We start from the raw sequence: 22,663 nt of genomic DNA, 5'->3' as shown, positions 1-22,663 counted from the left end.
CCTCGAACTGAAAGCCATCCATGCTGCGCATCGCTGTTCCCAACAAGGGCTCGCTCTCCGAGACCGCCGCCGACATGCTCGCCGAAGCCGGTTATGCCGGTCGACGTGACCCCAAGACCCTCCACGTCATCGACGCCGAGAACGACGTCGAGTTCTTCTTCCTCCGCCCCAAGGACATCGCGACCTACGTGGGTTCCGGCGCCATCGATGTGGGAATCACCGGTCGTGACCTGCTCATCGACGCCAGGATGCCGGGTGCGCGTGAGATCGAAGCTCTCGGCTTCGCCGGCTCCACATTCCGGTTCGCTGCGCCGACGGGCCGTTACACCGATGTGTCCGAGCTCGATGGTCTGCGCATCGCGACCTCGTATCCCGGCTTGGTGGATGCGTTCCTCGACGAGCGCGACATCGCGGTCGACCTCGTGCCGCTCGATGGGGCCGTGGAGTCCGCTGTCCGCCTCGGTGTGGCCGATGCGGTCGCGGATGTGGTCGAGACCGGAACCACCCTGCGTCAGGCGGGGCTGGAGGTGTTCGGACCGGTCATCCTGGAATCCGAAGCCGTGCTCATCGCCGGGCCGGTCGACGCCGAAGGTGCCGACACGCTCCTGCGCCGCCTCCGTGGCGTCATGGTCGCGCGGCGCTTCGTGATGATCGACTACGACCTTCCGGTAGCGCTTCTCGATGACGCGGTGAAGATCGCCGGTGGCGTCGAGTCGCCGACCGTCTCACCGCTGCGGGATCCCGAGTGGGTCGCAGTGCGGGTGATGGTGGCGCGCACGCGCGTCAACCCGGTGATGGACGCCCTCTACGGGCTGGGCGCAAGGGCGATCCTGGTCACCGCCATCCACAACGCGAGGCTCTGATGACGCTCGCCAGTCGTGTCATCCCTTGTCTTGACGTGGCCGATGGCCGTGTGGTCAAGGGCGTGAACTTCGAGAACCTGCGAGACATGGGCGACCCGGTCGAGCTCGCCAGGCACTATGCCGCGCAGGGAGCGGATGAGATCACCTTCCTCGATGTGACCGCGACGGTGGATGCGCGAGCGACGACGTATGACGTGGTGCAGCGCACGGCCGAGCAGGTGTTCGTGCCACTGACCGTCGGCGGGGGAGTGCGCAGCGTCGATGACGTCGCCCGACTCCTGGCGGTGGGGGCCGACAAGGTCGGGGTGAACTCCGCCGCGATCGCGCGTCCTGAGCTCATCGGGGAGATCGCCGACCGGTTCGGCGCACAGGTGCTCGTGCTGTCGCTCGACGTGAAGCGCGCTGCGACGACGCATTCCGGTTTCGTGGTGACCACGCACGGCGGCCGCACGCAGACCACGCTCGACGCACTCGACTGGGCACGCGAAGCCACCGAGCGAGGTGCCGGCGAGCTGCTCGTGAACTCGATCGACGCGGATGGCACGCGTGACGGATTCGACCTGGAGCTCGTACGGCTGATGCGCGAGGCGGCCTCCGTGCCCGTCATCGCCTCGGGCGGCGCGGGTCGAGCATCCGACTTCGCTCCCGCCATCAAGGCAGGGGCGGACGCGGTTCTTGCGGCCAGCGTCTTCCACACCGGCGCGCTCACCGTGGGCGATGTCAAAGACGCGCTTCGCGCGGAGGGAGTGCTCGTACGATGACCGACGCAGACGGGCAGACGACTTCTGTCGAAGAGCGCATCGCCCAGGTCGCCTTCAACGCCGATGGTTTGGCCCCCGTGATCGTGCAGCAATGGGACACGCACGAGGTGCTCATGCTCGCCTGGGTGGATGCCGAGGCGCTCCGACGCACACTGACTTCGGGGCGGGCCACCTACTGGTCGCGCTCCCGCCAGGAGTACTGGCGCAAGGGTGACACGTCCGGGCACATCCAGGTCGTGCACGAGGCACGTCTGGACTGCGACGGGGATGCGATCCTCCTTCTCGTGGCGCAGACGGGCCCTGCCTGCCACACAGGTACGCGCACCTGCTTCGACACGAACGATCTCGACGCGTTCGCAGGAACGGATCAGTCATGACCTTCGCGCAACGCGGTCGCTCACTCTCCGTCTCCGGCTTCCTTCTGGCCGGCGCGATCGGCATCATCTCATCGACCCAGACCTGGTTGACGGTGGAGCGTGCGGATGCGGGCGAGGCGATCCTGGTCCCCGGCGCATCCGCACTCGTGCTGCTGGCTCCGCTCAGCCTGGCTGTCCTGGCCCTCGGTGCCGCACTGTCGATCGCCGGCAAGGTGGTGCGCCTCGTGTTCGGAGTGCTCGCGGCAGCGACTGCGCTGTTCCTCGGCTGGTCGACGCTCCAGCTGCTCCTCAGCGAACCCTTCGGGGCTGTGGCTGCCACCGTGACCGATGTCACGGGTCTCGCCGGTGGTGATGCGGTCCACGAGGTCGTGGTGAGCATCGTCCCGTCCGCCTGGCCGTACATCGCTCTGGTCGGCTGGGCGATCCTGCTCGTCGCCTCGATCGTCGTCTTGACGACGTGGCGCGGCTGGAAGGCCGGCGGGCGACGGTATCGCACCGATCACGTCGATGTCGCCCACGACGGTCCCGTCGACGCTGTCGATTCCTGGGACGAGCTGTCCCGCGGGACCGATCCGACGCGTTGACCCCGATAGACTTGTCACGAACTGCACGTCGTCCCCCGGAGGAGAACATGACCAACCCGATCGCCGACCCCGGCCACGGACACTCGCCTGCAGCCTGGACCGCCGTCGTCATCATGCTGGTCGGCGTCACCGCCGGCACCGTCGCATTCTGCTTCGAGCAGCCGACCCTCGTCGTGATCTCGGTCGCGCTCGTCCCGATCGGCGCGATCGTCGGGTGGGTGCTCTCGAAGGCCGGCTACGGCGTGAAGGGTCCGAAGTACGCTCCGAAGGCGCACTAATGGTGCTCGCCGACCTGACGGCCGGCGCTGTCGCAGACGCTGAGCGTCGCGCTCTGTCGCGTCCGCTCGCCGTCCTCGAGCGGGAAGCGCTCGCACGTCCGGCTGCCAAGGATGCCCTGTCGTTCCTTGCGCCCGCCGACCGGGTGAAGATCATCGCCGAGGTCAAGAGGGCTAGTCCCTCGCGCGGAGCGCTTGCGGAGATCCCTGATCCCGCTCTCCAGGCCTCGCTCTATGAGACGGGTGGAGCTTCGGCGATCAGCGTGCTGACAGAGGAGCGCCGTTTCGGCGGCAGTCTCGCCGACCTCGAAGCGGTCACCGCAAGGGTCTCGCTCCCGGTGCTGCGCAAGGATTTCATCGCCACTCGCTATCAGGTGCTCGAAGCCCGTGCGGCGGGCGCCGATCTGGTGCTGCTGATCGTCGCAGGACTCGACGTCGAGGTGCTTCGTGACCTCTTCGCCTTCATCGGCGAACTGGGCATGACGCCCCTGGTCGAAACCCACTCGGCCGACGAGCTCGAAGTCGCGATCGATCTCGGGGCCCCTCTCATCGGTGTGAATGCGCGGGATCTGAAGACCCTGGAACTCGACCGCGACCTGTTCGGGCGCCTGGTCGAGCGCATTCCGGACTCCGCGGTGAAGATCGCGGAATCCGCGGTGCTCACTCCTGCTGACGTGGTGCACTACCGCTCTGCGGGTGCTGACGTCGTCCTGATCGGCGAGGCGCTCGTTACCGGCGACCCCGTCGCCACCCTCAAGAGTTTCCTGGAGGCATGATGAGCCTGCGCGACCAGCACGGCCCCTTCTTCGGAGAGTTCGGCGGGCGCTACATGCCCGAGTCGCTCATCGCCGCGATCGACGAGCTGACGGTCGCCTACGAAGCGGCGATCGTGGATCCTGAGTTCCGCGCCGAGCTCGCGCACCTGCTCAGCTCCTACGCCGGACGCCCCTCCGCGATCACCGAGGTACCGCGGTTCGCAGAGCATGCCGGTGGCGCGCGCGTCTTCCTCAAGCGCGAAGATCTGAACCACACCGGGTCTCACAAGATCAACAACGTGCTCGGTCAGGCGCTGCTCACCAAGCGCCTCGGCAAGACTCGCGTGATCGCCGAGACCGGTGCCGGCCAGCATGGCGTGGCTACTGCGACGGTGGCGGCGCTGTTCGGACTCGAGTGCACGATCTACATGGGCGAGGTCGACACCGAGCGCCAGGCTCTCAACGTCGCGCGCATGCGTCTGCTGGGAGCGGAAGTCGTTCCGGTGAAGTCCGGCTCGCGCACGCTCAAGGACGCGATCAACGATGCCTACCGCGACTGGGTGGCGTCGGTGGAGACCACCAACTACATCTTCGGCACCGCCGCCGGGCCGCACCCGTTCCCGGCGATGGTCCGCGACTTCCAGAAGATCATCGGCGAAGAGGCGCGCGCGCAGCTGCTCGACGAGGTCGGCCGGCTTCCCGACGCGGTCGTCGCCTGCGTGGGCGGCGGCTCCAACGCCATCGGCATGTTCGACGCGTTCCTCGACGACGAGGGCGTGAAGCTCTACGGCGTGGAAGCGGCGGGCGACGGCGTCGACACCGACAAGCACGCGGCCTCGATCGAGCGCGGGCGCCCCGGTGTGCTGCACGGCGCGAAGACGTATGTGCTCCAGAACGAAGACGGTCAGACGATCGAGTCGCACTCGATCTCCGCCGGACTCGACTACCCGGGGGTCGGTCCTGAGCACTCCTGGCTCGCCGACATCGGTCGGGCCGAGTACATCCCCGCCACCGACGACGAGGCGATGCAGGCGCTGCGTCTGTTGAGCCGTACCGAAGGCATCATCCCGGCGATCGAGTCGGCGCATGCCCTCGCGGGCGCGATGCGCATCGGCCGCGACCTCGGGCCCGACGGACTGATCGCGGTGTGCCTCTCCGGCCGTGGCGACAAGGACATGGACACCGCCGCTCGCTACTTCGAGCTCTACGACGAGGGAGCAGCGCAGTGAGCCGTGTCGAGCAGGCGATCCAGCGCGCCCAGGATGCCGGCCGCAGCGCGTTCGTCGGCTACCTGCCGGTGGGCTTCCCCGACCTCGAGACGAGCATTCAGGCGGCCATCGCCCTCGCCGAGAACGGCGTCGACATCATCGAGTTGGGCCCGCCGTACAGCGACCCCGTGATGGACGGCGCGATCATCCAGGAGGCGACCACCAAGGCTCTGGCCGCAGGCTTCCGGATGGCCGACCTCTTCACGGCGATCCGTGCGATCACGGCCGCGACCGACGTGCCGGTCCTGGTGATGACGTACTGGAACCCGGTGATGCAGTACGGCATCGATCGCTATGCGGACGACCTGCTCGCCGCGGGCGGCGCCGGCCTGATCACCCCCGACATCACGCCCGATTCTGCAGGGGAGTGGATCGCCGCCAGCGAGCGGACGGGCCTCGACCGGGTCTTCCTCGCGGCTCCGACATCCTCCGACGAGCGTCTGGACCTGGTCGTCAAGTCATCGACCGGTTTCGTCTACACCGTCTCGACGATGGGTATCACGGGGGAGCGCGCCGAGCTCGACCGCGCAGCACGCACCCTCGTCGGACGTCTGCGCGCGCACGGTGCTCACCGCGCCTGCGTCGGCATCGGCATCTCGACCGCCGAGCAGATCGCGGGAGTGTCGGAATACGCCGACGGCGCGATCGTCGGCACAGCCCTCGTCCGCGCCCTCCGCGACGGCGGCGTCCCCGCTCTCGCAGAAGTCACCCGCAACCTGGCATCCGGCACGTCGTCGGCACGCCCCGATACCGAGAACTAGAATCGCACTCATGTCACTCGCGCTCCACAGCACCTTCACCAACGTGCTCGCCAGCATTCCGAGCCCCACGGTCTCCTACTTCGACCTCGGGCCCATCCGGATCCACTTCTACGCGCTGTGCATCATCGCCGGCATCATCGCCGCGACGTTCCTGACGAACCACCGCCTCACCAAGCGGGGTGCGGAGCCGTGGGTCGTGATCGACATCTCGATCCTGGCCGTGCCGCTGGCCATCATCGGTGCGCGTATCTTCCACGTGCTCACGCACCCGAACGACTACTTCGGCGAGGGGATCAACACCTGGAATCCCTTCCAACCCGGCTCCGTATGGGCGATCTGGGAGGGTGGCATCGCCATCTTCGGTGCGCTCATCGGTGGAGCGATCGGCGCCTATCTCGGCTGCCGTTGGACGGGGATCCGGTTCTGGACCTTCGCCGACGCGTTGGCTCCGGGTCTACTGCTGGCCCAGGCGATGGGTCGCTTCGGCAACTGGTTCAACAACGAGCTCTTCGGACTCCCCACCGATCTGCCCTGGGGTCTTGAGATCCCCTCCGACAACTCCGCTTTCCCCCCTGGCCTGCCCGAGGGCACGCTGTTCCACCCGACCTTCCTCTACGAGGTGATCTGGAACGGACTCGGGGTGTTGGTCCTGCTCTGGCTCGGTCGCAAGCTGTTCTTCCAGTGGGGTCGCCCGTTCGCGATCTACCTCATCTGGTACAGCGCGGGCCGCATCCTCTGGGAGTCGATCCGCATCGATCCGAGCGAGATCATCCTGGGTCTGCGCAGCAACGTCCTCGCGGCGATCATCGGCGTCCTCGTCGGCCTCGCGATCCTCATCGTGCAGACGCGACGTCACCCCGGTCTCGAGCCCTCCCCGTACCAGCCGGGTCGCGAGCGGACCGATGCAGACGCTGATGTACAATCGCAGAACAATCCATCTGACTTCGTAGACGTGAGCGAGCCTCCGACCGAAGAAGTCACCGCAGGAGCCACCGCCACAAGCACTGCTCCCACGAGCGAGGACGGCTCTCGATAACGCCGCCTCGTAGCGGGAGAACCATTGCACTGAACGAGCGGGCCGACGTCGTCCCCGGGTTTCACTCGAAGATCTGAGGACGGTAACTGGTGTACTTCCAGCCCCCTTACGGCGCCTCCGGCGCATACCCCCCGAAGCAGGGCATGTACAACCCGGCGTTTGAGAAAGACGCCTGCGGCCTCGCCATGGTCGCGACACTGCGCGGCGAAGCCGGGCACGACATCATCGCGTTGGCCCTCGAGGCCCTGCGCAATCTGGAGCACCGCGGAGCCATCGGCTCGGATGCGGGCACCGGAGACGGCGCCGGCATCCTGACGCAGATGCCCGATGCATTCCTCCGCGCCGTGGTCGGCTTCGAACTGCCGCCGGTGGGGGAGTACGCCGCAGGGCTCGCCTTCCTGCCCCGCGATTCGAGTGAGCGTCGTCAGCAGAAGGCGGGGATCGAGAAGATCGCCCGCTCCGAGGGACTCCGCGTCCTCGGCTGGCGAGACGTCCCCACCGCCAACGAGAACCTCGGCAAGCTCGCCGATGAGGCCCGTCCTGCCTTCGAGCAGCTCTTCGTGAGCGCCGGTGGGGCCACCCACACCGATGCACCGCTCACCGGCATCGCGCTCGACCGCATCGCGTACCGTCTGCGCAAGCGTGCCGGCCACGAGCTCGGGGCCTACTTCGTATCGCTCTCCGCCCGCACGCTCGGGTACAAGGGCATGGTCACGACCCTGCAGCTCGAGCCGTTCTACCCCGACCTGCAGGATGAGCGCTTCGCCTCCGAACTCGCGGTGGTGCACTCCCGCTACTCGACCAACACCTTCCCGTCGTGGCCGCTCGCGCAGCCGCTGCGCATGCTCGCGCACAACGGCGAGATCAACACGGTCGGTGGAAACCGCAACTGGATGCGCGCGCGGCAGTCACAGCTCGAGTCCGAGCTGCTCGGCGACGTCGCACCGCTGCTCCCGATCTGCACCGACGGCGCCAGTGACTCCGCCTCGTTCGACGAGGTTCTCGAACTGCTGACCCTGACCGGTCGCAGCCTTCCCCACGCCATCATGATGATGGTTCCGGAGGCGTACGAGAAGCAGGCCGACATCACTCCGGAGCTGCGCTCGTTCTACGAGTACCACTCCAACCAGATGGAGCCGTGGGACGGCCCGGCAGCCCTCATCTTCACCGACGGCACGCTCGTGGGCGCAACGCTCGACCGCAACGGGCTGCGCCCTGGTCGCTGGACCGAGACGACCGACGGCCTGGTCGTGATCGGGTCCGAGACCGGCGTGCTGCAGTTCGAGCCGGAGCGCATCAAGCGTCGCGGTCGTCTGCAGCCCGGCAAGATGTTCCTGGTCGACACCTCTGAGCGTCGCATCGTCGAAGACAGCGAGCTCAAGCACGACCTGGCCACGATGCATCCGTGGCAGGAGTGGCTGGATGCCGGTGCCGTGCGGCTCGCCGAGTTGCCGGAGCGCGAGCACATCGTGCATCCACCGGCGTCGATCACCCGCCGTCAGCGCACCTTCGGCTACACCGAGGAAGAGGTCCGGATCCTCCTCACCCCGATGGGCCAGACGGGTGTCGAACCGCTCGGTGCGATGGGATCCGACACGCCGATCGCCGTGCTCAGCAAGCGCCCGCGCCTGTTGTTCGACTACTTCACGCAGCAGTTCGCGCAGGTCACGAACCCGCCGCTGGACTCGATCCGTGAAGAGGTCGTGACGAGCCTCAAGCTGGGCCTCGGGCCGGAGAGCAACCTGCTCTCGTGGGGTCCCGAGCACACCCGCACCGTCTCGCTGGACTTCCCGGTGATCGACAACGACGAGCTCGCGAAGATCCGCCACATCGACAAGGCGATGCCTGGCCGATCGAGCGCGACCATTCGCGGTCTGTATCACTTCGATGCGGGCGCCGAGACGCTGCAGGACCGTCTCGCCGAGATGTGCGCCGAGGTCGATGAGGCCATCGCGAACGGCACCGAGTTCATCATCCTGTCCGACCGCGACTCGAACAAGGACCTGACGCCGATCCCGTCTCTGCTCATGGTCTCGGCCATCCACCACCACCTCATCCGGCGTGAGAACCGGATGAAGGTCGGTCTCATCGTCGAAGCGGGCGATGTGCGCGAGGTCCACCACGTCGCAACGCTGATCGGCTACGGCGCCTCCGCCGTCAACCCGTACCTCGCGATGGAGTCGGTCGAGCACCTCGTGCGCACCGGCTACATCACCGGCATCACGCCGGAGAAGGCCGTCAAGAACCTGATCTACGCGCTCGGCAAGGGCGTGCTCAAGATCATGTCGAAGATGGGCATCTCCACGGTGTCGTCGTACGCGGGTGCCCAGGTGTTCGAGGCGGTCGGTCTCAGCCAGGAGTTCATCGACGCATACTTCACGCGCACCGAGTCCAAGCTCGGCGGCATCGGCATCGAGGAGATCTTCGCCGAGAACCAGGCGCGCCACGACTACGCCTACCCCGAGGATGCCGCGGCCAGGGCGCACGAACGCCTGTGGACCGGGGGTGAGTACCAGTGGCGTCGCGACGGATCTCCGCACCTGTTCAACCCGGAGACGGTGTTCAAGCTGCAGCACTCCACCCGCACGCGGCGCTACGACATCTTCCGGGAGTACACGAAGCTCGTCGACGACCAGGCTGCAGAGCTCAAGACGCTGCGTGGACTTTTCACGCTGCGTACCGGAACCCGCAAGCCCGTTCCGCTGGACGAGGTCGAACCGGTGTCCGCGATCGTCAAGAGGTTCTCCACCGGGGCGATGAGCTACGGCTCCATCTCGCGCGAGGCGCATGAGACGCTCGCGGTGGCGATGAACAGCATCGGCGCCAAATCGAACACCGGTGAAGGCGGCGAAGACCCCGATCGTCTCGTCGACCCCGAGCGCCGGAGCGCCATCAAGCAGGTCGCCTCCGGCCGTTTCGGGGTGACGAGTCTCTACCTCACCGAGGCGGAGGACATCCAGATCAAGCTCGCTCAGGGCGCCAAGCCCGGCGAGGGCGGTCAGCTGCCTCCGACCAAGGTGTATCCGTGGGTGGCCCGCACCCGTCATGCGACAGCCGGCGTCGGGCTCATCTCCCCGCCCCCGCACCACGACATCTACTCGATCGAAGACCTCAAGCAGCTCATCTTCGACCTGAAGCGGGCGAACCCCGAGGCGCGCATCCACACCAAGTTGGTGAGCCAGTCGGGCATCGGCGCGGTTTCGGCCGGTGTCGCCAAGGCTCTGAGCGACGTCATCCTGGTCTCCGGCCACGACGGCGGAACGGGCGCGAGCCCGTTGAACTCGCTCAAGCACGCGGGTACCCCGTGGGAGCTCGGCCTTGCCGAGACGCAGCAGACGCTCATGCTCAACGGCATGCGCGACCGCGTGGTCGTGCAGGTGGACGGGCAGCTCAAGACCGGCCGTGACGTGATCATCGGCGCTCTGCTGGGCGCGGAGGAGTTCGGCTTCGCTACGGCTCCACTCGTGGTGAGCGGCTGCATCATGATGCGCGTGTGCCACCTCGACACCTGCCCGGTGGGTGTCGCGACCCAGAACCCGGTGCTTCGTGAGCGATTCACGGGCAAGCCGGAGTTCGTCGTGAACTTCATGGAGTTCATCGCCGAGGAGGTGCGCGAGCTCCTCTCCGAACTCGGGTACCGATCTCTCGACGAGATCGTCGGTCGCGCCGACCTCATCGAGGTGAACGCGGCCGTCGATCACTGGAAGGCCGAAGGACTCGATCTCACCCCTGTGCTCGAAGGTCCGGTCTTCCCCGCCGGGGAGCCGCGTCGCAGTGGTCGGGCGCAGGACCATGAACTCGAGAAGCACTTCGACGTGCAGCTGATCGACATCGCGAAGGGCGCGCTGCTGAACGGCGAACCGGTCGTCGTGGAACTGCCCATCGCCAATACCGAGCGTGCGGTCGGAACGATGCTGGGGCACCAGGTGACATCTCGACACGGTGCCGCAGGCCTGCCGCAGGGGACGATCGACGTCACGCTGCACGGTACTGCCGGTCAGTCGCTCGGCGCCTTCCTGCCGCCGGGGATCGTGCTCCGCCTGGAGGGCGACGCGAACGACTACGTCGGCAAGGGACTGTCGGGCGGCGACATCACGATCCGTCCGCCGCGAGGTTCCAAGATCGCCCCGCATGAGAACGTGATCGCCGGCAACGTGATCGGCTACGGCGCGACCTCGGGCACGATGTTCATCTCCGGAGTCGTCGGCGAGCGGTTCCTCGTCCGTAACTCCGGCGCGACCGCGGTCGTCGAGGGCGTGGGCGACCACGCACTGGAGTACATGACCGGCGGTCTGGCCGTGATCCTCGGTTCCACCGGCCGCAACTTCGGTGCCGGCATGTCGGGCGGAGTGGCGTATGTTCATGCGCTCGACACGAGCAAGGTGAACGCGCAGTCCCTCGGCAGCGGTGAACTGCTGCTCGAGCCGCTCGATCGAGCCGATCTCGAGGTGCTGCGCAGCATTCTCGTCTCGCACGTCGAGCGCACGGCCTCACCGCTGGCGGCGAGGCTGCTCGAGAACTTCGACGAGACCGCCGCAGAGTTCGTGAAGGTGCTGCCTCGAGACTTCGCTGCCGTGCGGAGCATGCGCGAGGAAGCATTGGCCGAGGGGATCGACCCCGACGGCGACATCGTGTGGAACCGCATCCTGGAGGTGACCGGTGGCTGATCCCAAAGGCTTTCTGAAGGTGACCGAGCGGGAACTTCCCGCACGACGTCCGGTGCCGGTGCGCATCATGGACTGGAAAGAGGTCTACGAGCCCGGTGACAAGCAGGTTCTGCGCCGTCAGGCCGGACGCTGCATGGACTGTGGTGTGCCGTTCTGCCATCAGGGCTGCCCGCTGGGCAACCTGATCCCGGAGTGGAACGACCTCACCTGGCGCGGCGAGGGCCGCGAGGCGATCGAGCGGCTGCACGCCACGAACAACTTCCCGGAGTTCACGGGGCGACTCTGCCCCGCGCCGTGCGAGAGCTCGTGCGTGCTCGGCATCAACCAGCCAGCCGTCACGATCAAGCAGATCGAGGTCTCGATCATCGACGAGGCCTTCGCCAAGGGCTGGGTCGAGGCGGAGCCGCCGGAGCGCCTGACCGGCAAGACGGTCGCGGTCGTCGGATCGGGACCCGCGGGTCTCGCCGCCGCCCAGCAGCTCACCCGTGCAGGGCACACGGTCGCGGTCTTCGAGCGCGACGACCGCATCGGCGGGCTGCTCCGCTACGGCATCCCCGACTTCAAGATGGAGAAGACGCAGCTCGAGTCGCGCCTTCGCCAGATGCAGGAGGAGGGCACCCGCTTCCGCGCGGGCGTCGAGATCGGCAAGGACATCTCCTGGCCCGATCTGCGTGCGCGCTACGACGCCGTCGTCATCGCGACCGGATCCACGGTTCCGCGCGACCTCGCGATCCCCGGACGCGACCTCGACGGCGTGCACTTCGCCATGGAGTACCTGGTCGAGTCCAACCACGCCGTGGCGGGTGACAAGGTGTCCGACCAGATCAGCGCCGAGGGCAAGCACGTCATCGTGATCGGTGGCGGTGACACCGGCGCCGACTGCATCGGCACCGCTCATCGTCAGGGCGCGCTCAGCGTCACCAACCTCGCGATCGGCACGCAGCCGGGCGACGCGCGTCCGGACCACCAGCCGTGGCCGATGATGCCCACTCTCTTCGAGGTGTCTTCCGCGCACGAGGAGGGTGGCGAGCGGGTCTTCCTCGCATCCACCGTCGAGTTCCTCGGCAACGAGGTCGGCGAGGTGCGTGCGCTTCGCGTGGCCGAGACCGAGTACGTCGACGGGCGACGCGTGCCCAAGAGCGGCACGGAGCGCGAGATCCCCGCCGACCTGATCCTCATCGCCATGGGCTTCACCGGTCCCGACCAGGACGGCTACACCGAGGACACGCTTCCGCAGGTGACCGACCGTGGTGCCTTCCGTCGGGACTCCACCTACGAGTCGACGGTTCCCGGAGTGTTCGTCGCCGGTGACGCCGGCCGTGGGCAGTCCCTCATCGTGTGGGCCATCGCCGAGGGGCGCGCGGCAGCCGCGAACGTCGACCGGTTCCTGATGGGCACGACTGTGCTTCCCGAGCCTGTGCGCCCAAGCGATGTCGCGATCGGTCTCCAGCCCGCGTAGGCTGAGGCCGGCACCGTCGCCTGATTTACCTTCCCCCACTTCTACCCTGGAGAAATCTTTGAGACGCGCGAAAATCGTCGCCACCCTGGGCCCCGCCACCTCCACCTATGAGACGGTGCGCGCACTGATCGATGCGGGGGTGGACGTCGCTCGACTGAACCTCAGCCACGGTGACTACTCCGTGCACGAGAACAATTACGCCAATGTGCGTCGTGCTGCTGAGGATGCCGGTCGCCCGGTCGCCATCCTCGTCGACCTGCAGGGCCCCAAGATCCGCCTCGGAAAGTTCGAGAACGGTCCTTACGAGCTCGCCAAGGGTGACATCTTCAAGATCACCACCGAAGACATCATCGGCAACAAGGACATCTGCGGAACGACCTTCAAGGGTCTGCCGCAAGACGTCAAGCCTGGCGACTTCCTCCTGATCGACGACGGCAAGGTCCGCGTCGAGGTCGTGGAGACAGACGGCGTGACCGTCACCACCAAGGTCATCGTCGCCGGAGCGGTTTCCAACAACAAGGGCATCAACCTCCCGGGTGTCGCCGTCAACGTTCCCGCCCTGAGCGAGAAGGACGAGGACGACCTCCGCTGGGGTCTGCGCATCGGCGCCGACCTGATCGCGCTGTCGTTCGTGCGCAACGCATCCGACGTCACCCGTGTGCACGAGATCATGGCGGAGGAGGGCGTGCGCGTCCCCGTCATCGCCAAGGTCGAGAAGCCGCAGGCGGTCGACGCACTCGAAGAGATCGTCGACGCCTTCGATTCGATCATGGTCGCCCGTGGCGACCTCGGTGTCGAGCTCCCGCTCGAGGCCGTGCCGATCGTCCAGAAGCGCGCCGTCGAGATCGCCCGCCGCATGGCGAAGCCGGTGATCGTCGCCACGCAGATGCTCGAGTCGATGATCAACAGCCCGGTGCCGACCCGCGCCGAGACCTCGGACGTCGCGAACGCGGTGCTCGACGGTGCAGACGCGGTCATGCTGTCCGGTGAGACCAGCGTCGGCGACTACCCGGTCGTGGTCGTCGAGACGATGGCCCGCATCATCGAGTCGACCGAGGAGCACGGCCTGGAGCGCATCGCGCCGCTCACGAGCAAGCCGCGCACGCAGGGTGGCGCGATCACCCTCGCCGCTCTCGAGGTCGCCGAGTTCGTCGACGCGAAGTTCCTCTGCGTGTTCACGCAGTCGGGCGACTCCGCTCGTCGCCTCTCCCGCCTGCGCTCGCGCATCCCGATGATCGCCTTCACGCCGGAGCCCGGCATCCGTCGCCGCATGGCCCTCACCTGGGGCATCCGCTCGACGCTGGTCGACATGGTGCAGCACACCGACCTGATGTACCACCAGGTCGACGAGTATCTGCTCGGCAACGGACTCGCCGAGGAAGGGGACAAGGTCGTCGTGATCTCCGGTTCCCCTCCCGGAATCGTCGGATCCACGAACGACCTCCGTGTACACAAGGTCGGCGATGCGATCCGCGGTGCAGCTCCGATCTACAAGGCCGGCGTCTGACGCACAGCATCCAGAGGGGGCGGGACTTCGGTCCCGCCCCCCTCTGCCGTGCGCTTCGGGTAGTTTTCACTCATGGAGTTGTGCCGTCGTCCGAGGAGCACGCCATCGGTGTGCTGAGGAACGCGGGGTGGTGGATCGCCGACTATGCGTACGCGGGGTACTGGCAGATCCGAGCGATGTTCGACCGCACCGATCCTGCATCTTTCGCCTCCGGACAAGCCGCCCACATCGTCGTGCTTCCCGGTGTCTACGAGACCTGGAAGTTCATGCAGCCGCTCGTCGCGGCTTTGCACGAACGCGGGCATCCGGTCCACATCGTCGACACGCTCCATCGGAATCAGCGTCCGGTGGTCGACATGGCTGCGGCTGTGGCGGTGTTCCTGGAAGAGCACGGACTCACCGACGTGATCCTCGTCGCGCACAGCAAGGGCGGCCTGGCGGGGAAGCTCGTGATGACGGGGCCGGCCGCTGCGCGGGTACGTTCCATGCTGGCGATCGCGACGCCGTTCGTCGGCTCGCGGTACGCCCGATTGATGCTGTCCCGCACGCTGCGGGAGTTCTCACCCGAAGATCCATCCATCGTCGGTCTCGGGCAGCAGCTCGCCGTCAACGAGCGGATCGTCTCGGTCTATGCGGAGTTCGATCCGCACATTCCTGAGGGGAGCGAACTCGCCGGTGCGAAGAACGTGTGTCTCGACACGGGTGGGCACTTCCGGATCCTCGCGCATCCCCGCGTCCTGGCAGAGCTCGCGGTTCTGGCGGAGTAGCCGTTCAGCCGCAGCCGTCGGCCGACGGACGGTCTCCGTCCAATGTCGGTAGCCACAGGAGCAGGTCCGGCAGAGCGGCATAGGCGGCGAGACCGTGGGTGACACCCGGATAGCGGTGGAACGTCACGTCCGCGTTCTGCGTGCAGAGCAGTTTCACGTATCCCTCGGTCGCGCTCGGCAGCACGAGTTGGTCTGCTTCTCCCTGCCCGACGAAGACGGGAACCCTGATGGGGCTGTTCCCCGCGCTGTTCTCCTGGAGCATCGTCTGCCACGGCTGCGTCGTCGCGGGATCGCTTCGCACATATCCGCCGACGAGCGGGTCGGCGATCGCATGGATCTCCTTGTTCTGCGTGAGCAGACACAGTGCGGCCATGTCGGGCGTCGCCGACAGCCCTGCAGGTGTGAGGATGTCGGTGATCGCTGAGGAGCCGTACTGCTCGGCGTAGGCGGCGTCATACGCCGGGATCGCGAAGGAGGCGATCGTGACGCCGGAGAGGTTCACGATGTCGTCGGTCATCAGCGCATTCAGATTCGCCGCCGGTGCCGCCACCGCGACGCCCTCGACAGAGAGCTCGGGTGCGTACTCCGCTGCACGCTCAGCGGCGAAGAGCACCGCCTGTCCGCCCTGCGAATGCCCCCACAGCACGACCCGGTCGCTCACGTCCGCATCGTCGATCCGCTGTGCCGCCCGGACGATGTCGAGCACACTGTTGGATTCCGGAATGCCGAGCAGATACGACGAGGCGCCGTCGACGCCGAGCCCCGGATAGTCGGTGGCCACGACTGCGTACCCTTCGGCGAGCAGCTCATGCATCCCCTCGATGTACTGGAACGGATCAAGCCCGAGCGACGGCGCGCACTGTGTCGCCGCGCCGGTGGTCGGGTGGCCCCAGGACACCACGGTGCGTCCGCCGTCGGGAGCGGGCCCATCCGGGACGATCACGATGCCCGAGACCGGGATGTCCACCCCCGCAAGGTCGCGTGAGTGGTAGATCACCCGCCACGCGGTGGTGTCGATCGGTGCGCTCTCGATCGGCTCGATGCGGATGATCTCTCCTGGATCTCCGCTGGGCAGGGGAGTGGGGAGCGCGTAGAAGGCCGGATCGGTCCGCGCGTCCTGCTGCTCGGCGAGGGTCCTGCGCGTGACCTCGGCTGCGATGAGCACGAGCGCCAGGATGAGAATGGCGCCGATGATGATGAGGGCGCTTCGCCGGCGTCTCGGTCGCCTGGCGTGTGCCGCCGGCGTGGCATCACCGTTGTGCATAACGACTTCTTAGCGCATCGCGGAAGGTTCCGGGGACGCGGATCGCTGATCGGAGAGTCGGGTTCCGTCGAGGGGACTCTCATCGAGGGTGCCGGCGGTGGGACTCGAACCCACACGCCCTTTCGGACAAAGCATTTTGAGTGCTCCGCGTCTGCCATTCCGCCACGCCGGCTCGTGTGTCGCGTCTACGACTTTAGCGTAGGAGAGAGGCGCGATCCTCCGCGCCGACCACCTACGGCCTGCTGACAGGGGCACTCCACTAGGATGGATGTGTGACAGAGCAAGAAGAGCAGGCTGAGCAGCCCACGTCATCCGCACCCCGACGCGTCGTCGTCGCCGAAGATGAGTCGCTGATCCGTCTCGACATCGTCGAGATCCTCCGCGACAATGGCTTCGATGTCGTCGGTGAGGCCGGTGATGGCGAGACTGCGGTCGCTCTGGCGACCGAGCTGCGCCCCGACCTGGTCATCATGGACGTCAAGATGCCTCAGCTCGATGGCATCAGCGCCGCCGAGAAGCTGCACAAGGGCAACATCGCACCGGTGGTCCTCCTCACGGCGTTCAGCCAGAAGGAGCTCGTCGAGCGTGCGAGCGAGGCCGGTGCGCTGGCGTACGTCGTGAAGCCGTTCACCCCGAACGACCTTCTGCCCGCGATCGAGATCGCGTTGGCGCGCCACGAGCAGATCATCACGCTCGAGGCCGAGGTCGCCGACATGGTCGAGCGCTTCGAAACCCGCAAGCTCGTCGACCGGGCCAAGGGCCTGCTCAACGAGAAGATGGGCCTGAGCGAGCCTGAGGCGTTCCGCTGGATTCAGAAGGCGTCCATGGACCGTCGTCTGACCATGCAGGATGTCGCGAAGGCGATCATCGAGCAGCTCGCTCCGAAGAAGTAGTGGTGACGTCCGGGATCCTCCGGCTCGACACCGAGCACATCCTGCGGCCGGTCCGCATCGGTGACGGGGCCGCCCTCTCCAGGGCGTACCTCTCGAACCGTGAGCACCTGGCGCCGTGGGAGCCCACTCGCACCGAGGCGTTCTTCACCGTCGCCTCACAGGAGCAGAGTGCGCAGCAGTGTGTGGCTGATGCGGCCGCCGGGCGCAGCATCCGCTTCGTGATCGAATCCGCCGACGGCGAGATCCGTGGGCGGATGAACCTCAACAACATCGTCCGCGGTGCTTTCTGGAGCGCCGACCTGGGCTACTGGGTCGATGCCACACGGCTACGTCGAGGGCTCGCGGGTCGTGCGGTCGCGCACGTCGCAGACTACGCGCGTACAGAGTTGCGTCTGCACAGGCTGCAGGCCGCGACGTTGCTACACAATCTCGGCTCTCAGCGCGTGCTCGCAGGGAACGGCTTCGAACGCATCGGACTCGCGCCGAAGTATCTCCGGATCGCGGGGGAGTGGCAGGATCACCTGCTGTTCCAACGTCTGCTGGAGGAACCGCTCAGCGCGCGGCGGGAAGGTCCTTGATCATGTTGGTGATGCGGATCGTGGAGCAGCGCCGCCCCTGATCGTCGGTGACCACGATCTCGTGCACGGTGATGCTCCTACCCAGGTGCACCGGCGTGCACACCCCGGTGACGACGCCCGAGGTCGCCGAACGCGTGTGGGTGGCGTTGATGTCGACACCCACGGCGAGTCGGCCCGCTCCGGCGTGCAGATTCGCGGCCATCGAACCGAGTGATTCGCCGAGCACCACATAGGCGCCACCGTGCATGAGACCGACAGGCTGCGTGTTGCCCTCGACGGGCATGGTCGCGACGCAGCGTTCGACGCTGAATTCGAGGAACTGCATGCCCATCTTCTCGGCCAGGGCGCCCATTCCGCGGGCCGTGGCCCAGTCGAGTCCCTCGCTCATCGCGACGTCGCTCATGCATCCTCCTCAGCGGGTGTCTGTCGTCCTCGTTAGGCTGACAGGGTGACGGACTCCGCAAAGCCTACCCTCATGGTCATCGACGGCCATTCGCTCGCCTATCGTGCCTTCTTCGCCCTTCCGGTCGAGAACTTCACGACCAAGGACAACCAGCACACGAACGGCATCTACGGCTTCCTGTCGATGCTGGTGAATCTCCTCAAGGCCGAGCAGCCGACGCACCTGGCGATCGCCTTCGACACCTCGCGGCACTCTTTCCGAACGGATGAGTACCCGGAGTACAAGGCCACGAGGTCGGAGTCTCCGCAGGAGTTCAAGGGACAGATCCCCCTCCTGCAAGACTGCCTCGCAGCCATGTCGATCCCCGTCCTGACGAAGGAGGGGATCGAGGCCGACGACATCCTCGCGACGCTCGCTGCGCAGGGTGCTGAGCAGGGGTTCGACGTGCTCGTCGTCTCGGGCGACCGCGACACCATCCAGCTCGTCAACGACGACGTCACGCTGCTCTACCCGTCGGTGCAGGGCGTCTCGCAGCTCAAGCGCTACGACCCGGTGACCGTGCAGGAGCGCTACGGCGTCCGCCCGGAGCAGTACCCCGACATCGCGGCTCTCGTCGGCGAGACCAGCGACAACCTTCCCGGCGTGCCGAAGGTCGGCGAGAAGACGGCGGTGAAATGGCTCACCCAGTTCGGCTCGCTCGACGACCTGATCGCCCGCGCGGATGAGATCAAGGGTGTCGTCGGCGGCAACCTGCGAGACCACATCGAAGATGTCCGGCGCAATCGCAAGCTCAATCGCCTGCTGACCGACGTCGAGCTTCCTGTCGGACCGGCCGACCTCGCCGTGGCGCCGATCGATGCCCAGGCCGTCCGTGACATCTTCGCGCGCCTCGAGTTCCGCACGCTGCTGCCTCGCGTGTTCGAGGCCGTCGGGGCAGGAGAGGTGGCAGACGACCCCGCATCGCTCGTCGTCTTGCCCGTCCCTGCTGAGGTCTCGCCGGCAGATCTCGCGGCCTGGGTGGCCGCACAGGAGGGCGACGTCTCGCTTCGCCTCACCACGCAGGGGGGAGTCCCGGTTCGGATCGGTGCTGCCACGGTGACGGAGCTGCGTGAGACCGACTGGTCGGAGGCCGCTGCAGACGCGCTGCGCGGATGGATCGAGTCAGACGCACCGAAGGTGCTCCACGACGCGAAGCCGCAGGTGAAGGCGCTGATCCGCCAGGGCATCCGTCTGCGCGGCCTCGCCTATGACACGAGCCTCGCCGGATGGTTGCTGCGCCCCAGCTTCCCCGACAAGACGCTCGCCGACCTGGTCGAGCGCTACCTCGGCGAGAAGCTTCCGGAGGCCGATCCGACCCAGCTCGTGCCCGAGACAGAGGGGGCCACGCCTTCGCAGGAGGCGTGGTTCGCGCTGCGCGTCGCCGACGCCCTCCGCGAAGACATCCCCGAGTCGGTCGCCAAAGTACTGGTCGACATCGAGCTGCCGACGCTCCTGACGCTCGCCGACATGGAGGTCGCCGGTGTCGCGGTCTCGCACGAGGTGCTCTCGACCTTCTCCGGCGAACTCGCCACGCGCGCCGAGGGGCTCGCTCAAGAGGCATACACGGTCGTCGGGCGTGAGTTCAACCTGGGGTCGCCGAAGCAGCTGCAGGAGGTGCTGTTCGAAGACCTCGAGCTTCCGAAGACCCGCAAGACCAAGACCGGCTATTCGACGGATGCCGCGGTGCTCGCCGACCTGCAGGAGAGCAACCCGCACCCGTTCCTGAGCCTGCTTTTGCAGCACCGCGAGGCCACCAAGTTGCGTCAGATCATCGAATCGCTCGACACGGCGATCGGCGAAGACCACCGCGTGCACACCACCTACGTGCAGACCGGAAGCCAGACCGGGCGCCTCTCCAGCACCGACCCCAACCTGCAGAACATCCCGGTTCGCACCGAGGAGTCCCGCCGTATCCGCAGCGCGTTCGAGGTCGGCGAGGGCTACGAGGCGCTGCTGACTGCGGACTACTCGCAGATCGAGATGCGCATCATGGCGCACCTCTCGGGCGACGAGGGGCTGATCGAGGCGTTCAACAGTGGGGAAGACCTGCACCGCTTCGTGGGTGCCCGGGTGTTCGGAGTCGAGCCGAGCGATGTCACGGCTGCCATGCGCACCAAGGTCAAGGCGATGTCATACGGCCTCGTCTACGGGCTGTCGGCGTTCGGCCTCTCCAAGCAGCTTCGCATCGAGCAGTCCGAGGCGAAGCAACTCATGATCGAGTACTTCGCGCGCTTCGGCGCCGTGCGTGACTACCTGCGTGCGTCGGTCATGAAGGCGAAGGAGGTCGGCTACACCGAGACGATCTTCGGCCGCCGCCGTCCGTTCCCCGATCTCGCGAGCCCCAACCGCGTGTTGCGCGAGAACGCCGAGCGTGCGGCCCTCAACGCCCCTATCCAGGGCAGTGCCGCTGACATCATGAAGATCGCGCTGCTGCACATCCACGACGATCTCCGAACCGAAGGGCTCGCTTCTCGCGCCCTGCTGCAGATTCATGACGAACTCGTCGTGGAAGTCGCGCCGGGGGAATGGGAGGCGACTGAGCGCATCGTGCGAGCGCGAATGGGTGACGCTGCCGAGCTCTCGGTGCCGCTCGATGTGCAAGTCGGACGCGGTCGAGACTGGAACGAAGCCGCGCACTGAGGTCCGGCGGTGGAAGGGGGCCGGGGATTAGGCTGGCAGCTATGACTTCAGCTCCCCGAACCTCTTCCGCCATCGACGCCGTCGCCGATGAATGGGTCGACACGATCGCGGTACTGGCTCCCACGCTCGGAACGTACATCGGCCGCGATGAGGTGAACGACCGCTTCGGCGATCTGAGCCCCGCAGGGCACGAAGAGATCGCCGCGGCGACCCGCACGACGCTCGACAAGCTCGCAGCGCTCGAGCCTGTCGATGCGATCGACGAGGTGACCAAGACCGACCTCAGTGCGGAACTTCGTCTCGACCTCGAGCTGCACGACGCGAAGTGGCATCTGCGCGACCTCAACGTCATCGCGTCGGCGGCGCAGGATGTGCGCGCGGCATTCGATCTGATGCCCACCGCGACCGTCGACGACTGGGACGTGATAGCGACCAGGCTCGCCGCTGTCCCCAACGCCCTCCGCGGGTACGTCGAGACTCTTCGGACCGGGATCGCCGAAGGCGTCATGCCGGCGCGTCGCCAGGTCGTCGAAGTGGCGACGCAGATCGACCGCTACACCGCAGACGATGGCTTCTTCGCCGCCTTCGTCGCGGATGCCGATCCCGACCAGGGACAGTTGCCTGCATCTCTCGCGCGCACCCTCGCCGACAACTCTGCTGCCGCACGTGTCGCCTACGACGAGCTGCGCCGCTTCCTCGCGGAAGAGCTCGCGCCCGCGGCTGGCGAGGTCGACGCCGTAGGACGTGAGTTGTATGCGTTGAACTCCCGCCGCTTCCTCGGCGCGACGATCGACCTCGATGAGACGTACGAGTGGGGTCGTGAAGAGCTCGCGCGCATGGTGGCGGAGCAGACCGCGATCGCGAACGAGATCCTCCCTGGTGCTTCCGTCGAGGAGGCCGTGGCGCACCTGGAGTCCGACCCCGCCCGCAAGCTGGTCGGCACCGAGGCGCTGCAGAAGTGGATGCAGGAGACGAGCGATCGTGCGATCGCCGAACTCGGCGCTTCGCACTTCGACATCCCCGAGGCGATCCGTACTCTCGAGTGCATGATCGCGCCCACCCAGGAGGGTGGCATCTACTACACGGGTCCGACGGACGACTTCTCCCGTCCCGGGCGCATGTGGTGGTCGGTTCCCGAGGGCGTCACGGAGTTCGACACCTGGCGTGAACTCACCACGGTCTTCCACGAGGGCGTGCCCGGACACCACCTCCAGATCGCACAGGCCGTGTACAACCGCGCCGAACTCAACTCCTGGCGCCGGCTGCTGGCCGGCACCTCGGGGCATGCCGAGGGGTGGGCACTGTACGCCGAGCGCCTGATGGAGCAGCTCGGATACCTCGACGACCCGGCTGACCGACTCGGCATGCTCGACGGACAGCGGATGCGCGCGGCCCGCGTGGTGCTCGACATCGGTGTGCACCTCGGCAAGCCCCGTCTCGACGGCACCGGGGTGTGGGACGCGGATTACGCCCTCGACTTCATGCGCCGCAACGTCAACATGTCCGACCAGTTCGTGCAGTTCGAGGTCAACCGCTACCTGGGCTGGCCCGGACAGGCGCCGTCCTACAAGGTCGGACAGCGCATCTGGGAGCAGGTCCGCGACGCGGTCCGCGACGAACAGGGCGACGCTTTCTCCTTCAAGGACTTCCACAAGCGCGCATTGGACATGGGCGGCGTCGGCCTCGACACGCTGCGCACCGCGCTGCTTCCACGCTGACGGGAATGCGGCGGGGTCGACTCGTGTTCATTCACCTGAATGGAAAGG

The 22,663-nt window shown here is 66.9% G+C and carries 19 protein-coding genes and 1 tRNA gene; 17 read left to right on the top strand and 3 right to left on the bottom strand.

Going from position 1 to position 22,663, the window contains the following annotated elements:
* Positions 1-20 precede the first annotated feature (20 nt).
* The 13 genes from hisG to CQ040_RS01970 all read left to right on the top strand — a co-directional run bounded on the left by hisG (position 21) and on the right by CQ040_RS01970 (position 15,080).
* Entirely contained in the window at positions 21-863 is an 843-nt protein-coding gene (hisG, locus tag CQ040_RS02030) for an ATP phosphoribosyltransferase (protein WP_105525351.1), read from the top strand.
* Complete coding sequence (gene hisF, locus CQ040_RS02025; protein WP_105525352.1) at positions 863-1,624, top strand: imidazole glycerol phosphate synthase subunit HisF; 762 nt, start codon at positions 863-865, stop codon at positions 1,622-1,624. Before hisG ends, hisF begins: the two co-directional genes overlap by 1 nt.
* Entirely contained in the window at positions 1,621-2,001 is a 381-nt protein-coding gene (gene hisI, locus CQ040_RS02020; protein ID WP_105525353.1) for a phosphoribosyl-AMP cyclohydrolase, read from the top strand. Before hisF ends, hisI begins: the two co-directional genes overlap by 4 nt.
* Positions 1,998-2,585, top strand: a complete 588-nt coding sequence (locus CQ040_RS02015; RefSeq protein ID WP_105525354.1) for a Trp biosynthesis-associated membrane protein — start codon at positions 1,998-2,000, stop codon at positions 2,583-2,585. The genes hisI and CQ040_RS02015 overlap by 4 nt, the downstream gene beginning before the upstream one ends.
* A gap of 47 nt (positions 2,586-2,632) precedes the next feature.
* Positions 2,633-2,863, top strand: a complete 231-nt coding sequence (locus CQ040_RS02010; RefSeq protein ID WP_028501848.1) for an HGxxPAAW family protein — start codon at positions 2,633-2,635, stop codon at positions 2,861-2,863.
* Positions 2,864-2,865: 2 nt separating this feature from the next.
* Positions 2,866-3,636 carry an indole-3-glycerol phosphate synthase TrpC gene (gene trpC / locus CQ040_RS02005; RefSeq protein WP_181156695.1) on the top strand — a complete coding sequence of 257 codons (771 nt, stop codon included), beginning with the start codon at positions 2,866-2,868 and terminating at the stop codon, positions 3,634-3,636.
* Positions 3,636-4,844, top strand: coding sequence for a tryptophan synthase subunit beta (gene trpB, locus CQ040_RS02000; RefSeq protein WP_105525356.1), 1,209 nt, complete (start codon positions 3,636-3,638; stop codon positions 4,842-4,844). Before trpC ends, trpB begins: the two co-directional genes overlap by 1 nt.
* Positions 4,841-5,644, top strand: a complete 804-nt coding sequence (gene trpA / locus CQ040_RS01995) for a tryptophan synthase subunit alpha (RefSeq protein WP_105525357.1) — start codon at positions 4,841-4,843, stop codon at positions 5,642-5,644. Before trpB ends, trpA begins: the two co-directional genes overlap by 4 nt.
* A 10-nt stretch (positions 5,645-5,654) precedes the next feature.
* Complete coding sequence (gene lgt, locus CQ040_RS01990; RefSeq protein ID WP_105525358.1) at positions 5,655-6,680, top strand: prolipoprotein diacylglyceryl transferase; 1,026 nt, start codon at positions 5,655-5,657, stop codon at positions 6,678-6,680.
* 143 nt (positions 6,681-6,823) lie between these two features.
* The gene (gltB, locus tag CQ040_RS01985; protein WP_105525359.1) at positions 6,824-11,347 is read left to right on the top strand and encodes a glutamate synthase large subunit; all 4,524 of its coding nucleotides are present in this window, start codon (positions 6,824-6,826) and stop codon (positions 11,345-11,347) included.
* The gene (locus CQ040_RS01980) at positions 11,340-12,806 is read left to right on the top strand and encodes a glutamate synthase subunit beta (RefSeq protein WP_105525360.1); all 1,467 of its coding nucleotides are present in this window, start codon (positions 11,340-11,342) and stop codon (positions 12,804-12,806) included. Before gltB ends, CQ040_RS01980 begins: the two co-directional genes overlap by 8 nt.
* Before the next feature lie 58 nt (positions 12,807-12,864).
* Entirely contained in the window at positions 12,865-14,313 is a 1,449-nt protein-coding gene (gene pyk / locus CQ040_RS01975; RefSeq protein WP_028501855.1) for a pyruvate kinase, read from the top strand.
* Between the two features lie 80 nt (positions 14,314-14,393).
* Positions 14,394-15,080 carry a triacylglycerol lipase gene (locus CQ040_RS01970; RefSeq protein WP_105525361.1) on the top strand — a complete coding sequence of 229 codons (687 nt, stop codon included), beginning with the start codon at positions 14,394-14,396 and terminating at the stop codon, positions 15,078-15,080.
* Between the two features lie 4 nt (positions 15,081-15,084).
* Here the strand turns inward: CQ040_RS01970 and CQ040_RS01965 are convergent, their stop codons facing one another.
* Both CQ040_RS01965 and CQ040_RS01960 read right to left on the bottom strand, forming a co-directional pair.
* Positions 15,085-16,344, bottom strand: a complete 1,260-nt coding sequence (locus CQ040_RS01965; protein WP_105525362.1) for a S9 family peptidase — start codon at positions 16,342-16,344, stop codon at positions 15,085-15,087.
* Between the two features lie 89 nt (positions 16,345-16,433).
* Positions 16,434-16,516: transfer RNA gene (locus CQ040_RS01960), tRNA-Leu, on the bottom strand.
* 100 nt (positions 16,517-16,616) lie between these two features.
* Between CQ040_RS01960 and CQ040_RS01955 the strand changes: the two genes are divergently transcribed.
* Together CQ040_RS01955 and CQ040_RS01950 are read left to right on the top strand one after the other, a co-directional pair.
* Positions 16,617-17,237, top strand: a complete 621-nt coding sequence (locus CQ040_RS01955) for an ANTAR domain-containing response regulator (RefSeq protein WP_017830602.1) — start codon at positions 16,617-16,619, stop codon at positions 17,235-17,237.
* Between the two features lie 2 nt (positions 17,238-17,239).
* A complete protein-coding gene (locus tag CQ040_RS01950; protein WP_181156677.1) occupies positions 17,240-17,815 on the top strand; it encodes a GNAT family N-acetyltransferase in 576 nt (191 codons plus the stop codon).
* Here the strand turns inward: CQ040_RS01950 and CQ040_RS01945 are convergent.
* Positions 17,790-18,218 (bottom strand): hotdog fold thioesterase, encoded by a 429-nt coding sequence (locus CQ040_RS01945; RefSeq protein WP_105525363.1) that lies wholly within the window; start codon positions 18,216-18,218, stop codon positions 17,790-17,792. The two genes, CQ040_RS01950 and CQ040_RS01945, sit on opposite strands and share 26 nt — an antisense overlap.
* 45 nt (positions 18,219-18,263) lie before the next feature.
* On the opposite strand from CQ040_RS01945, the gene polA reads away from it, so the two are divergent.
* Complete coding sequence (gene polA / locus CQ040_RS01940) at positions 18,264-20,897, top strand: DNA polymerase I (RefSeq protein WP_181156679.1); 2,634 nt, start codon at positions 18,264-18,266, stop codon at positions 20,895-20,897.
* 41 nt (positions 20,898-20,938) lie between these two features.
* Positions 20,939-22,615: a DUF885 domain-containing protein gene (locus CQ040_RS01935; protein WP_105525365.1), complete on the top strand. Its 1,677-nt coding sequence runs from the start codon at positions 20,939-20,941 to the stop codon at positions 22,613-22,615.
* Positions 22,616-22,663 lie beyond the last annotated feature (48 nt).

The sequence above is a fragment of the Microbacterium sp. MYb54 genome, assembly GCF_002979515.1.
Taxonomy (GTDB): domain Bacteria; phylum Actinomycetota; class Actinomycetes; order Actinomycetales; family Microbacteriaceae; genus Microbacterium.
The sequence above is the reverse complement of the archived record's forward strand: the minus strand, read 5'-3'. Positions and strand labels throughout refer to the sequence as shown.